The 13,320-nt window shown below is 71.7% G+C and carries 14 protein-coding genes; 5 read left to right on the top strand and 9 right to left on the bottom strand.

What is annotated here, in order from left to right:
* Positions 1 to 94 precede the first annotated feature (94 nt).
* Positions 95 to 637, top strand: coding sequence for a PPA1309 family protein (locus IPT68_RS23980; RefSeq protein WP_189696434.1), 543 nt, complete (start codon positions 95 to 97; stop codon positions 635 to 637).
* Between the two features lie 168 nt (positions 638 to 805).
* Here the strand turns inward: IPT68_RS23980 and IPT68_RS23975 are convergent, their stop codons facing one another.
* The 4 genes from IPT68_RS23975 to IPT68_RS23960 form a co-directional block, all read right to left on the bottom strand.
* On the bottom strand, positions 806 to 1,903 hold the full coding sequence (locus IPT68_RS23975; protein ID WP_189696433.1) for a YlbL family protein: 1,098 nt from the start codon (positions 1,901 to 1,903) through the stop codon (positions 806 to 808).
* A 54-nt stretch (positions 1,904 to 1,957) separates the two neighbouring features.
* On the bottom strand, positions 1,958 to 2,122 hold the full coding sequence (locus tag IPT68_RS23970) for a hypothetical protein (protein ID WP_189696432.1): 165 nt from the start codon (positions 2,120 to 2,122) through the stop codon (positions 1,958 to 1,960).
* Between the two features lie 148 nt (positions 2,123 to 2,270).
* Entirely contained in the window at positions 2,271 to 2,729 is a 459-nt protein-coding gene (locus tag IPT68_RS23965; RefSeq protein WP_189696431.1) for a molybdenum cofactor biosynthesis protein MoaE, read from the bottom strand.
* Between the two features lie 151 nt (positions 2,730 to 2,880).
* The gene (locus IPT68_RS23960; RefSeq protein ID WP_189696430.1) at positions 2,881 to 4,044 is read right to left on the bottom strand and encodes an SDR family oxidoreductase; all 1,164 of its coding nucleotides are present in this window, start codon (positions 4,042 to 4,044) and stop codon (positions 2,881 to 2,883) included.
* A 193-nt stretch (positions 4,045 to 4,237) separates the two neighbouring features.
* On the opposite strand from IPT68_RS23960, the gene IPT68_RS23955 reads away from it, so the two are divergent.
* Together IPT68_RS23955 and IPT68_RS23950 are read left to right on the top strand one after the other, a co-directional pair.
* Positions 4,238 to 5,680, top strand: a complete 1,443-nt coding sequence (locus tag IPT68_RS23955; protein ID WP_189696429.1) for a zinc-dependent metalloprotease — start codon at positions 4,238 to 4,240, stop codon at positions 5,678 to 5,680.
* Positions 5,677 to 6,192: an NUDIX hydrolase gene (locus tag IPT68_RS23950; RefSeq protein WP_189696428.1), complete on the top strand. Its 516-nt coding sequence runs from the start codon at positions 5,677 to 5,679 to the stop codon at positions 6,190 to 6,192. Before IPT68_RS23955 ends, IPT68_RS23950 begins: the two co-directional genes overlap by 4 nt.
* 58 nt (positions 6,193 to 6,250) lie before the next feature.
* Here IPT68_RS23950 and IPT68_RS23945 read toward each other — a convergent pair whose 3' ends face one another.
* From IPT68_RS23945 to IPT68_RS23930, 4 genes are all read right to left on the bottom strand, one after another.
* On the bottom strand, positions 6,251 to 7,006 hold the full coding sequence (locus IPT68_RS23945) for an AIM24 family protein (protein WP_189696427.1): 756 nt from the start codon (positions 7,004 to 7,006) through the stop codon (positions 6,251 to 6,253).
* Between the two features lie 16 nt (positions 7,007 to 7,022).
* The gene (locus IPT68_RS23940; protein WP_189696426.1) at positions 7,023 to 7,703 is read right to left on the bottom strand and encodes an AIM24 family protein; all 681 of its coding nucleotides are present in this window, start codon (positions 7,701 to 7,703) and stop codon (positions 7,023 to 7,025) included.
* 13 nt (positions 7,704 to 7,716) lie between these two features.
* Positions 7,717 to 9,396 carry a TerD family protein gene (locus tag IPT68_RS23935; protein ID WP_189696425.1) on the bottom strand — a complete coding sequence of 560 codons (1,680 nt, stop codon included), beginning with the start codon at positions 9,394 to 9,396 and terminating at the stop codon, positions 7,717 to 7,719.
* A gap of 141 nt (positions 9,397 to 9,537) precedes the next feature.
* The gene (locus IPT68_RS23930; protein WP_189696424.1) at positions 9,538 to 10,134 is read right to left on the bottom strand and encodes a M48 metallopeptidase family protein; all 597 of its coding nucleotides are present in this window, start codon (positions 10,132 to 10,134) and stop codon (positions 9,538 to 9,540) included.
* A 242-nt stretch (positions 10,135 to 10,376) separates the two neighbouring features.
* Between IPT68_RS23930 and IPT68_RS23925 the strand changes: the two genes are divergently transcribed.
* Together IPT68_RS23925 and IPT68_RS23920 are read left to right on the top strand one after the other, a co-directional pair.
* Positions 10,377 to 11,603 carry a TOMM precursor leader peptide-binding protein gene (locus IPT68_RS23925; RefSeq protein ID WP_189696423.1) on the top strand — a complete coding sequence of 409 codons (1,227 nt, stop codon included), beginning with the start codon at positions 10,377 to 10,379 and terminating at the stop codon, positions 11,601 to 11,603.
* Positions 11,596 to 12,966: an ABC1 kinase family protein gene (locus IPT68_RS23920; protein WP_189696422.1), complete on the top strand. Its 1,371-nt coding sequence runs from the start codon at positions 11,596 to 11,598 to the stop codon at positions 12,964 to 12,966. Before IPT68_RS23925 ends, IPT68_RS23920 begins: the two co-directional genes overlap by 8 nt.
* A 63-nt stretch (positions 12,967 to 13,029) precedes the next feature.
* On the opposite strand, the gene IPT68_RS23915 is transcribed toward IPT68_RS23920, so the two are convergent.
* Entirely contained in the window at positions 13,030 to 13,236 is a 207-nt protein-coding gene (locus IPT68_RS23915) for a hypothetical protein (protein WP_189696421.1), read from the bottom strand.
* Positions 13,237 to 13,320: the final 84 nt, after the last annotated feature.

Below are 13,320 nucleotides of genomic sequence, written 5' to 3'. Positions count from 1 at the left end.
CGTGGGCCCCGTGATCGTAGGGCCTCACCTATGCAACTTACTCACGCTTTACTCGGTTCCCGATTCCGGGCGGGAACGAGGCAGGATTGTGACCATGTCCAACACACCCATGGCGGCGAGCCCGCTCACCCGGGCCGTACTCGAGATCGACGAGTACGCCTCCGGCCTCGGCTGGGACCAGCCCGCACGCCTTTTCGCCCTCGTAGACACCGCGCGGCTGCGGGTCCAGGAACCCGCGCTGGCGGCGCAGCTCGGCCTGGGTGACGAGCCGGACGCCGCCGGTCTCACCCCGATCGAGCAGGACGAGATTCCAACGGACAAGCCGCTCGACGAGTTCCTCGGCACCATCGCCTGGCCCGACGCGGTGGCCGGCTGCGCGCTCACGGTGGAGCGGCTGATGCTGCCGCCGTCCGCCGAGGCCCAGGTCCCCGACGACCTGGACGAGGCCGCGCTGGCCAAGTGGGTCGCCCGGCACCCCGAGCGCCAGGAGGTCCGCATGACGGTGGCCGTGCTGCGCGACGGCGCGCGCGAGTCGGCCCTGCGACTGCGCGAGAAGGACTCCCCGACGGAGGTCCTCACCGGTTCCGAGCTGGTGCCGGGCCTCGCGGAGGCGCTGGCGGCCACGTTCGCGGACTGAGTGACTCGGGTACGACGCCGGACCGTGCCGGGCGCGTGGTGCACGGCGCCGGGCGGCCGGCGCCTGCCTCGTGTGCGCCGTCGGGGACGCGCCAGGTCCCCTGTACGCCGCTGGGGGCGCCCTCGATCATGAGGGCGCCCCCAGCGGCGTACCGGCCCTGTCAGCCGGTCAGCCCTTGGCCGTGCACCTCGGCAGGCCGGCGGTGTCGCCGTCGCGGATGTCCTTCAGGGCGCCGAGGGCGTCGTCGATGGTGTCGACCTTGACGAGGGTCAGGCCCTCGGGGGTGTCCTTGGCGGCGGCCGCGCAGTTGTCGGCGGGCGTCAGGAAGTACTGGGCGCCCTTGCTGCGCGCACCGACGGTCTTCATCTCGACGCCACCGATCGGGCCGACCGTCCCGTCGTCGTCTATGGTGCCGGTGCCGGCGACGAACGATCCGCCGGTGAGCGAACCCGGGGTGAGCTTGTCGTAGATTCCGAGCGCGAACATCAGGCCGGCGCTCGGCCCGCCGACGTCCGCGAGCTTGATGTCGATGCTGAACGGGAAGGTGTGGTCGGTGCCGGCCGAGATGCCGACGATGGCGCGCTTCTCGCCGGCGTCGTCGGAGGCCCTGGTGGTGATCGTGACCTTCTCGGTCTTCAGCGGTTCCCGTTTCTCCTTCTCGGCCGCGGCCTGCTCCTTGGCGGGCACGATGGTGAAGACGACGTCCTGGCCCGGTTTGTGTCGGGTCACGAGCTCGGCCACGTCCGCGGGCGCCGTTACCGTCGTCCCGTCGACCGCCTTGATCACGTCACCGGCGTGCAGCCTGCCCTGGGCCGGGGAGTCCTTCACGACGGTGGAGACGATCACCCAGGACTCCACCGCTACGCCGAGTTCCTTCAGGGCGGCGACCTTGGCGCTCTCCTGGGACTGGCTGAACTCCTCGGCGTTCTCCTGCGTCGACTCCTGCTCGGTCTTGCCGTCCGGGTAGAGGGTGTCGTGCGGAACGACCTTGTTGTCGTGCGCCAGCCAGCCGTAGACCGCCTCGACGAGGTTCATCCGGTAGTCGGCGCTGGTGACGCGGACGGTGGTCATGTTGAGGTGACCGTCCGTCGGGTAGGTCTTGTGCCCGGAGATCTGCAGCACCGGCTCGCCGTCGTGGTCCCCCAACGTGTTCACCGTCGGCCCCGGGGACATCTCCGCGTACGGCACGGGGATGAGCACTCCCGCGCACAGGAGCGCGATCAGCATCAGGGTGGAGGCGAGCATCGTCGCGGTGCGGCGTGGCATGTCACGACAGTACGGGACAGTTCTGTCAGCGCACCGTCAGGGCCGCCTCCGGGTTCACGGCCCGGTGTGGGACTTCTCCATGGCGGCGCGGAAGCGGGCGTATCCGTCCAGCTCGGGGCCGTCACTGCGGGCCCTGCGGGTCCTGTTGGCCCAACTGCCCCACAGTCCCGCGCCGACAGCAGCCACAAGCGGAATCAGCAACCAGGCAAGCGCCGCCATGCCGACCTCCAACCCCATGAGCGTCCGCAAACTGATCAACACATTAACCGTCCGCAGTGACAACGCTCATCTCAGGGGTGCGGTTACGCAACCGGAGTCGCCCGGCCGGCGGGTCGGCGCGCGCCCAGCCGGCCTCCCGGCGACGGCCCTACGCGCCGACCCACTCCTCGGAGCCGTCCGAGAACTTCTGGTGCTTCCAGATCGGCACCTCGTGCTTGAGGTCGTCGATCAGCTTCCGGCAGGCCTCGAAGGCCTCACCGCGGTGGGGACAGGACACGGCCACCACGACCGCGAGATCCCCGACCTCCAGATCCCCCACACGGTGTACGGCGGCCAGCGCCCGCACCGGGAACTCGGCGACGACCTTCTCGGCGATCCGCCGCATCTCGGCCTCGGCGCTCGGGTGACAGGAGTACCCGAGCTCGTCGACGTCTGCGCCCCCGTCGTGATTGCGCACGGTGCCCACGAACAGGGCGGTTCCCCCGGCGGCGTCGTCGCCGACGGCCCGGAAGACCTCGTCGAGGGAGAGCGGCGTCTCGCGGACGGCGATCAGCTTGATGGGCTCCTGAGCGCCGTGCTCACCGGGGTGATCGTTACTGGCTGCCATGGGATCCATCGTGCCCCACGCGCGTGGGGACGCGGAATAGCGCTTTCACCCCGCACGCGCGCGTGGGCGTTGGAGTCTTCTACAGGCAGGCGCCCGCCGTCCGGCAGCGGCCACGTCCTCCCGGCGCGCACGTCGTAGCCGACGCCGCACCTCAGAGCCGCCGCCGCGCCTTCCGGGCCCTGCGCACCACGGCCGCCGCGCCCAGCAGCGCGACCGTCGCCCCCGCGGCCCCCGCGGCCGTGGCGTCCTTGCGCCCCAGTCGCCTCCCGGCCACCGTGTGCCGCCCGGAGACCTCCTCGAGCAGCTCGGCGAGCACCTCCTCGTTGGTCCACCCCGCCCGCCACCCGGCGTCGTGCAGCCGGCTTCCGCTGACCACCCAGGGGTACATCGTGTACGCCAGATCGCCCGCCGGCGACGGCGTGAGCCCGATCCGGTGCAGCCGGGCCGCCGCCCCCAGCGCCACCGCCGACGGCAGCTCCATCCGCCGGATGCCGCTGAGCTCCTCGACCTCCTCCTGCTCCAGCCACCCGTCGCACCCCACGGCGAGCTCCCCGTCGACCTTCTCCAGGACGGCGTACTCCAGAGCGCTGCACAGGTCCTCGACGTGACAGAACTGCCAGGCCGGCCGCGATCCCGCGACCACGAGTAGTCGAGGCGACTCGAAGTACCTGGTCAGCGCGGTGTCGGTGCCTCCGACCAGGACAGCGGGACGCACCACGGTGACGTTGAGCCCCGGATGGGCGCGCGGCGCCCGCCGTGCCAGCCGCTCGATCTCCAGCAGGTCCCCGACCCCGGTGGCCTCCGCCGTCGCCCGCAGCTCGGCGTCCTCCGAAAGCGGCAGCTCGTTGTCCGGCAGCGCCCCGTAGACCATGGCCGACGTGCACAGCACCACCCGGTGCACGCCCACCGCCGCGGCCGCGGTCAGCACGGTCTGCGTGCCGCGCACGTTGTACGCCGTCCGGGCGGCCCCGTCCGTCTCCAGGTCCAGGTCGAGCGCCAGATGCACCACCACGTCCGCGCCGCGCAGCTTCTCCGCGATCGCCGGGTCCCGCACGTCCAGGATGTGCCACTGCGCGGCCGCGCACTCGCCGCGCCGCTCGTCGATGGCGATGACCTGCTTGATCTCCTCCGAGGCGGCCAGTCGCTCGGTGAGCAGCGCGCCCACGCCGGACGCGGCGCCGGTGACCGCGACGACGGGCCCGCGCAGGGCAGGCGTGTGGCCGGCGCGAAGCGCCGTCGTGGAGGGGCGGTGGTCGGGCGACGGGTGGGCGGAGAGGTTTCGCGCTGCGCGAACCTGCGGATCTGGGGAACTCACCGGGTGACTCCAGCGGTTGTCTTCACATACGAGCGCGAGTGACGCGTACGTACCAGGTGGCATCCATCCTGCCGCAGGCGGTGAGTCGGCGAAGCACCGAGGCCCGATCCGTTCCAGGTGTCTAGGCTGGGTGGTGTTGTCGGGCAGTCGTGCCGTCGGAGAAGACCGGCGGCCTTACCAGCCGAGGAATCCCGTGAGTGACACCCCATTCGGATTCGGCCTTCCGCCGGAGGAGCCGGAAGACGGCGACGAGGGCAAGAAGAAGGACCAGCAGAGCGGTGGTGGTCAGGGACCGGCCAACCCGTTCGGTTTCGGCGGGCTGCCCGGTGCCGGAGGCTTTGGTGGCCCCGGTGCGGACAATCCGCTCGCTGCCATGTTCGGTTCGCTGAACCCCACCGACCTGGGCGCCGCGTTCCAGCAGCTGGGCCAGATGCTCTCCTACGAGGGCGGCCCGGTGAACTGGGACATGGCCAAGCAGATCGCCCGCCAGACGGTCTCCCAGGGCACCCCGGACGGTACGAAGGACGCGAGCGTCGGCCCCGCCGAACGCACCGCGGTCCAGGAGGCCGTCCGCCTGGCCGACCTGTGGCTGGACGACGCGACGTCCCTGCCGTCCGGCGCCGCCTCCGCGGTGGCCTGGAGCCGCGCGGAGTGGGTCGAGGCGACGCTGCCGGCGTGGCAGGAGCTCGTCGACCCGGTCGCCGAGCGCGTGGGCGCCGCCATGGGCGACGTCCTGCCGGAGGAGATGCAGGCCATGGCCGGCCCACTGATCGGCATGATGCGCTCGATGGGCGGCGCCATGTTCGGCACGCAGATCGGGCAGGCCGTGGGCGTGCTCGCCGGCGAGGTCGTCGGCTCGACCGACATCGGCCTGCCGCTCGGCCCGGCCGGCAAGGCCGCGCTGCTGCCGGTGAACATCGAGGCGTTCGGCAAGGACCTGGGCGTGTCCAAGGAGGAGGTGCGGCTGTATCTCGCCCTGCGCGAGGCCGCCCACCAGCGTCTCTTCGCACACGTGCCGTGGCTGCGCTCGCACCTGTTCGGCGCGGTCGACGGGTACGCGCGCGGGATCAAGGTGGACACCGCCAAGCTGGAGGACGTGGTCGGCCAGTTCGACCCGCAGAACCCCGAGCAGTTGCAGGACGCGCTCCAGCAGGGCATGTTCCAGCCGGAGGACACGCCCGAGCAGAAGGCCGCCCTCGCCCGTCTGGAGACGGCTCTGGCGCTCGTGGAGGGCTGGGTGGACGCCGTCGTGCACGCGGCCGCGAAGCCGCGCCTGTCGTCGGCGGACGCGCTGCGTGAGACGCTGCGCCGCCGCCGCGCCTCGGGCGGCCCGGCCGAGCAGACGTTCGCGACGCTGATCGGCCTCGAGCTGCGCCCGCGCCGGCTGCGGGACGCCTCCCGTCTGTGGGCGTCTCTCACGGACGCGCGCGGCGTCGACGGCCGGGACGCCCTGTGGGCCCACCCGGACATGCTGCCGACCGCGCAGGACCTGGACGACCCGGACGGCTTCGTCCACCGCGAGCACCTGGACTTCTCCGAGCTGGACAAGATGCTCGGCGAGGCGGCGGACGGTTCCTCCGGAAAGCCGGACCTGAAGAAGGACGAGGACGACGGCAAGGGCGACGGCGCCGAGTGAGCCTCCATGACGACGCTGTCCTCGTACTCAAGGGCTACGAGGACCAGCAGAAGTTGCGCGAGGTCTACCTCGACCACCTGGCGGCCCACCCGGACGGCATGTGGAAGTCCTGTACGGACGGTCACATCACGGCGAGCGCCCTGGTGCTCGACGCGGAGCGCGGCCGGGTCCTGCTGACCCTGCACCGCAAGCTGCGCATGTGGCTGCAGATGGGTGGTCACTGCGAGCCCGGGGACGTCTCCCTGGCTGCCGCCGCCCTGCGCGAGGGCACGGAGGAGTCGGGGATCCGGGGCCTGACCCTGCTGCCGGGCGGTCCGGTGCGCCTGGACCGGCATCACACGCCGTGCGCCTGGCACCTCGACGTCCAGTACGCGGCACTCGCTCCGGCCGGGGCCGTGGAGGCGATCAGCGACGAGTCCCTCGACCTGCGCTGGTTCGCCTACGACGAGGTCGCGGACGTCGCCGACGAGTCGGTCGTACGACTGGTGGCGGCGACCCGCGCCAGGCTCTGAACGTGTAAGGGGCGCCCGCACGAGCGGGCGCCCCTTACTGACGTGCGTTTCCGGACGGTCAGCTCCAGACGTTCCCCTGGTTCTGCCCCCGCGCGCCCTGCTGCCCCATGCCGTACTGCGCGGCGATGCCGGAGCCGATCCGGGCGTTCTGCGGTGGCAGCAGCTCACTGGGCTGGACCAGCACGTAGCCGGTGCCCATGAAGCTGAGCTCCCAGCCCTCGCCGGTGTTGCCGCGGCGCCGCCACACCCCGGACGAGTGCGTCTGGGCCTGCATCTGCACGCGCAGCGCGGTGGACCAGGCGACGATCGCGTCGGCGTCGCAGTTGACGTACTTGTCCGGGGTGACCTGCATCATCAGTGGCGCGCCCGAGGTCATCAGGGCGACCTTGCCGCGGCCGGTGATGTTGAGCTGGTACTTCCCGGACCCGGAGATGCCGTACAGGCTGTCGACGGCGATGACCTCGTGGTGCAGCCCGGAGTCCATGGCCAGCACGTAGGTGCTGTCGACGGTGAGCCCGTCCTGGTCGACGTCCACGACGTGGATGTGCTGGGCGAGGTTGGCGAAGTAGACCGTGCCCTGCCCGTGACAGCGCATCAGGTCCAGGCCCTCACCGGTGCGGGCACGCGCGCGTGACTGCTGGTTGCTCTGGAACTCGGCGTCGAACTCCACGAAGCCCTGGTAGGCGACCATCGTGCCCTTGCGCGCCAGGACGTCGTCGTGGCCCTCCAGGGCCACGCGCAGCATCTGCTTGTTCTGCAGGCTCCAGCGTTCCTGGGTCTGCTGGTCGTTGTGGGCGAAAAGCGGACTCTGCATGGTGTGGTGCTCCCCCTCAGCCCCGGACCCGGAGACGGTCGGTGCTGTCCTCGCTGGGCTGGACGACGACGATGCCCTGGCCGGAGAAGGCCATCTGGTAGGCCTCGCCGCTGCCCCGGCCGATCAGTGACTGGGCCCTGAAGCTGCGCTTGCCCTTCACCTTGAGGTTCGGGGACCAGGCGACGAGTGCGTCCGGGTCGACGTACGTCTCGTCCTCGCCACCGCCGCAGTCGACGACGATCGGCTTGCCCCGGGAGGTCAGCGCGACCCAGCCCTGCCCGGAGATCTTGGTGTTCCACAGGCCCTGCCCGGCGAACTTCGCCAGCCCCTTGACCCGTTCGACACCCCACGTGAGGTGCGCGTCGAAGGCGAGCAGGTTGGTTGCGTTGACGGAGATGCCGTCGCCGTTGAGGTTGATCACGACGACGTTGGCGCCGTAGTCGGCGAGGTAGAGCAGTCCGTCGCCGGAGCACTTCATCAGCGGCGCGCCCTCGCCGGTCATCCAGTCCTTGGCGATCTGGCGCACGGCGGGCGGGTTGGGCTCGTACTGCACGAACCCTTCGTAGGCGACCATCGACCCCACGCGCGCGAGGAGGTCGTGCCCGGTCTGCATGGCGACCTTCAGCATGTGGTTGCCGTGGTTCTCCATGCGGGCGGTGACGGGTGCGGGAGCGTAGCCCGCGAGCGGCTGGTTCATGACGGGCTCTCCCTCAGATCTCGTACGGCTGGACGACGATGAAGTTGCCGGGCGCGCCGCGGAACTGGAGGTTGACGCTCTCCCCGCTGTCGCCGGGGTAGGCGTTGCGGCGCATCCTCACCTGGCTGGAGACGACCACCTGGGAGGCGGCGGACCAGGCGACCACGGCGTTGCAGTCGGCGAACGTCGTCGGCGTGACCGGCAGCACCACGGGTGTGCCGTGCGTCTTGACGACGATGGTGCCGGTGCCGGTGAACTGCATGGTGAACAGCGCACCACCGGGGATGCCGTGACCCTCGATGCGGCGCACCTCGTACTGGAGCCCCTCGTCGAACGCGAGGACGTTCTCCGCGGAGACGCAGATGCCGTCGCCCTGCAGTTCGATGGGGTGCAGCATCGTGGAGTTCTCCGCCAGGAACACCTGCCCCTGGCCCGTGCAGCGCATCAGCTGCATCTCCTGGCCGGTCGCGTTGCCCACGATCCGGCCGGTGAACCCGGCGCCCTTGTAGCTGAAGTCGACCTTGCCCTGGTAGAGCACCATGCTGCCCTGCCGGGCCAGCACGGGCTGTCCGCCGATGCCGAGGTCCACGCGGACGAGCTTCTTGTTCTGCTGCGTCCAGCGCTGCCCGGTGGGCGTCTCCTTGAACTGCTGCAGCGCCCCGGCGACACCGGGTGCCTGGGACGCAGCCTGGGGTCCGGCTTGCGGCACCCCGTAGGGAGCCTGCTGGCCGTAGCCGGGAGGCGGGGTGGGGGCCTGCGGAACGGGCGGCTGGCCGTAGCCCGGGGGCAGCGGGGCGGTCTGGCCCGGGGCGCCCTGGCCGTACGGCGGCTGTTGCTGGGGCGGCTGACCGTACGACGGCTGCGGCTGACCGCCGTAGGACGGCGCGGGTGCCGGTGCGGGCGGCGGCACGGAGACGCCACCGGGCGGGGTCATGGGCGCGACGACGGTCGGCGCGGAGTGCACCTGCGGCGCGGGGGCCGGGGGCGGGGTGGCACCAGGGGGCGGCGCGAAGCCCTGCGCGGCCGGCTGCGGCGCGGGAGCCGGGGCCGGAGTCGAGGCCGGTCCCGTCGGGACGCCGAACGCCGGTGGCGCGGAGGTCTGGGCGGGCGGGGCGAAGCCGGGAGCGGCGCCGGCCTGGGGCTGCGGCTCGGCCGGCGTCTCCTCCTCGAGCACCTGGCCGCCGAAGTTCTTCAGCAGCGCCTCCAGGCCGCCGTCGAAGCCCTGTCCGACGGCCGCGAACCGCCACACGTCCTTCAGGTAGAAGTCGCCCAGCATCACGGCCCGTTCGGTGGAGAACTCCGAGCCGTTGAACGCGTACCGGGCCACCTCCTGGCCACCCGCGACGATGCGGATGTAGCCGGGGGCGATCTGCGACATCTGCCCGGCGCCGTCGATGGTCGCCGTGAACGACAGCTTCTGGATCTGCGGCGGGATACTGTCGAGCGTGACCCGGAAGGACTCCGTGTCGCCCGCCTGGGCACCCAGCAGCTGAATGGCCTCCTCCGGGGACTTCGGCTGGTTGAAGAAGACGAAGTACCGGTCGTCCGAGAGCCGTTCGTCGGCGTCCAGACCGAAGCAGCTGATGTCGAAGGTCAGTCCGGGGCCCGAGATCTGCACGCCTACGTACAGATCCGTCCCCGCGGTGAGGTCACTGATCCTGGCCTTGTGGCCGCGTTGGAATTCCCTGGCCATGCGTAACGACCGTCCCCCATCCCGAAGTGCGAGTGCGTCGCGTCAGGCTAACGGCAAACTCGGACACCGGACGCGGTCGGTACAGACCCGGTACACAACCTCTTTCCCAGCCATGCCGGGGGCACATGCGGTGGGGGCGGCTCATTCCCCGCGCGCGGTGGGCAGATGCGGCAACCGGTCCGCGGCGACGACGCCCTCGAGGTAGCCCCGGGCCCGCTCGGTGCGCGGATAGGCCTCCAGCAGCCGCCAGAAACGAGGCCCGTGCCCGGGCACCAGCAGATGCGCCAGCTCGTGCAGGAGCACGTAGTCGAGGACGTACTCGGGCATGCCCTGGAGCCGGTGCGACAGGCGGATGCTGCCCTCGGAGGGGGTGCACGAGCCCCAGCGCGTGTTCTGGTTGGTGACCCAGCGCACCGACGTGGGCCGGGCCCGGCCGTCGAAGTACTGCGCGGACAGCCGCTCGGCGCGCTCGGCCAGCTCGGCGTCGCCCAGCACCCGCTTGCTCTCCTGGGCGGCCAGCTTGTCGAGCATGAGGGTCACCCAGCGCTGCTCCTCGGCCTCGGACATCCGGGCGGGGATGAGCACGACGGTGCGATCGCCCTCGCGGTACGCGGAGACCGTCCGGCGTCGACGGGTACTCCGGCGCACCTCGATCACGCTCGCCCCCGAGCCGCTCGGCGACGGGCTCGTCGTGCTGCGCTGCGGCTTTCCGGCGCGGTGCAGTGGGTCGGCGGACACGCCCCGACGTTACCCGCTGCACATGGGGGAAGTCCCGAGTCCGGGACGGTTCGATTCCGATCCCCCGCCATGCGTTTGAGTTGTACGACGAACATCCCCTGCCTGTGGATAACTTTCGGCGGCGCACCGCCGGGCCGGGCATGCTGTCACTCGTCGGCGAAGACCCGACCGGGCCCGACCATCCCGGCACCTTCACCGACGAACAGTGACATTCAGGACGTTCCTGACTACGGGGGCCTGTCATGCATCCGATGGTGAAATCCGCGCTGCGGCGCGGCTGGCGCGACCTCAGCACCGTGCAGTTCGGCATGACGCCGGCGCACGCGATGACGCTGGGCCCGGTGGACACCGCGACCGCCGCCTTCCTGGACCTGCTCAACGGCACACGCGGGCTGCCTCTGCTGCGCGAGGAGGGCCGCCGGATGGACCTGCCCGACGGCCACGTCGACGAACTGGTCCGACGGCTGGCCCGCTCCGGGCTTCTGGACGACGCCAAGGGCGGCGGGCCGGCCGCGGATGCCCTGCGAGCCAAGCAGGCCGTCCTCGACCGGCTCCGCCCGGAACTGGCCACGCTGTCCCTGACCACCGCCGAACCGGGCGAGGCGATCCAACGCCTCGCCGCCCGCCGCGCCCTGCGCGTGCAGGTACGGGGTGCCGGCCGCGTGGGCGCCACGGTGGCGGCGCTGCTGTCGGGCGCGGGCGTCGGAGAGGTGGACGTACGCGACGGCGGCTGCGTCGAGCCCTGGGACGTCGCGCCGGGCGGGCTGCCCGCAGAGTCCGTCGGCGAGCGCCGCGACGATGCCGCCCGCCGCGTCGTTCGTGGGGCCGCGCCGGACCGCCCGCCCCGCCGCGACCACCGGACCCCGACGGATCCCGCCGAGCCCGGCCTGTCCCTGGTGATCCTCGCCCCACGCGACGACGTCGCCGTGCACGCGCCCGCCCCGGACACCGCCGAGCCCCTGATCGCCTCCGGCACACCCCACCTCTACGCCGGGGTCGTCGAGGGCACCGGCGTCGTCGGTCCCTTCGTCCTGCCCGGCGAGACGGGCTGCGCCCGCTGCCTGCACGAGACGCGGACCGACCGGGACCCGACCTGGCCCCGGTTGGTCGCCCAGTGGCGCTCGGGCCGGCAGCGGCACGTCCGGCCCTGCGACGTGACCTTGGCCACCACGGTCGCCGGCCTGACAGCCGCACACGCCCTCGCCTTTCTCGACGGACACCGCCCCACCAGCACCGGAGCCCGCTGGGAGGTCTCCGTCCCGGCTCTGCAGTGGCACGCGCGACCGGTCTGGGCCCACCCGGCGTGCCCGTGCGGGGCCGCGGAGAGGGGTATGGAGAAGGCCAAGGGGGAACGCGCCTCGGAGAACGGCGAGGCGCACGAGACAATGGCGGTGGAACGGTCGTCGATGCGGGTACGCCGTCGGGCAGGCGCGGCACGGCCGGCTGGGACTTGGAGGGCGCATGTCTGATCTTCCCCGCAAGGCGGTCACCCGGACCGCCAAGCTCGCCGCGCTGCCGCTCGGCTTCGCCGGCCGGGCGACCTGGGGGCTGGGCAAGCGGATCGTCGGCGAGTCCGCGGAACTCGTCGGCCGCGAACTGCAGCAGCGCACCGCGGAGCAACTCTTCAAGGTGCTCGGCGAGCTCAAGGGCGGCGCGATGAAGTTCGGGCAGGCCATGTCCGTCTTCGAGTCGGCCCTGCCCGAGGAGATCGCCGGGCCCTACCGGGCCGCCCTGACCAAGCTCCAGGACGCGGCACCCCCGATGCCGACGCGCACCGTCCACACGGTGCTCGCTGAGCGGCTCGGCCGGAACTGGCGGAAGCTGTTCCTGGAGTTCGAGGACAAGCCGTCCGCGGCGGCCTCGATCGGCCAGGTGCACCGCGGGGTGTGGCACGACGGCCGCGAGGTCGCGATCAAGGTGCAGTACCCGGGGGCCGGCGAGGCGCTGCTGTCCGACCTCAACCAACTGAGCCGTTTCGCACGCCTGTTGGGTCCACTGATCCCCGGCATGGACATCAAGCCGCTGATCGCGGAGCTGAAGGACCGCGTCTCGGAGGAGCTTGACTACGGGCTGGAGGCGCAGGCCCAGCAGGCGCACGCCGAGGAGTTCGCCGACGACCCGGACTTCGTGGTGCCCGCCGTGGTCCACCAGAGCGACGAGATCCTGATCACCGAGTGGATCGAGGGCATCCCCCTGTCGGAGATCATCGCGGACGGCACCCAGGAGCAGCGGGACCGGGCCGGTCAGCTCCTGGCCCGCTTCCTCTTCTCCGGCCCCGCCCGCACGGGCCTGCTGCACGCCGACCCGCACCCCGGCAATTTCCGCCTTCTTCCCGGCGGCCCCGCCGGTGACGACGACTGGCGTCTGGGTGTCCTGGACTTCGGCACGGTGGACCGCCTCCCCGGCGGCCTGCCGACGACCATCGGCGACTCGCTGCGCATGACGCTGGACGGCGAGGCCCAGGCGGTCCACGACCTCCTGTGCGCCGAAGGCTTCATCAAAGAGTCCGTCGAGCTCGACCCCGACGCGGTCCTCGACTACCTGCTGCCGATCATCGAACCGGCCCACGTCGACGAGTTCACCTTCACCCGCGGCTGGATGCGCAGCCAGGCGGCCCGCGTCGCCGACATCCGCTCCCCTGCGTACCAACTCGGCAAGCAGCTCAACCTGCCCCCGGCGTACCTGCTGATACACCGAGTGACCCTGAGCACGATCGGCGTCCTGTGCCAACTGAACGCCACGGTCAGCCTCCGCGAGGAACTGGAGGAGTGGCTGCCGGGGTTCGTGCCGGAGGACGCCGGTGACGAGGAGGAGTCGGCGGCGGAGGCGTGACGTCGGGCTGCTCGGCGATCGACCGATGAGGTGTCGGCGCCCTGGCCGCGTGCTCCTGCTGTCTCACCACCACGCCGAGTCCAGCCGCCCCTCGATGGCCCTCAGGTTCTCCCGGGAGCAGGCGTCGCAGAAGTACCGGCGTGCGCCGTTCTCCACGGAGCAGGTCCAGGTGGGCTGGGGCACGCGGGCCTGGGCGCCGCAGCGGGCGCAGACGACGGGGTGGGCCAGCGAGGCAAAACCGCCCTCGCCGTCTCCGGGAAGACTCGTCATCCAGCGACGATATCGCCGTGTCCGGCGGATGGGCGGACACAACGCACCGCGGGGGCCGGTCCGTTAGGTGGGACCGGCCCCCGC

It is taken from the genome of Streptomyces chromofuscus, from assembly GCF_015160875.1.
Taxonomy (GTDB): domain Bacteria; phylum Actinomycetota; class Actinomycetes; order Streptomycetales; family Streptomycetaceae; genus Streptomyces; species Streptomyces chromofuscus.
The sequence above is the reverse complement of the archived record's forward strand: the minus strand, read 5'-3'. Positions and strand labels throughout refer to the sequence as shown.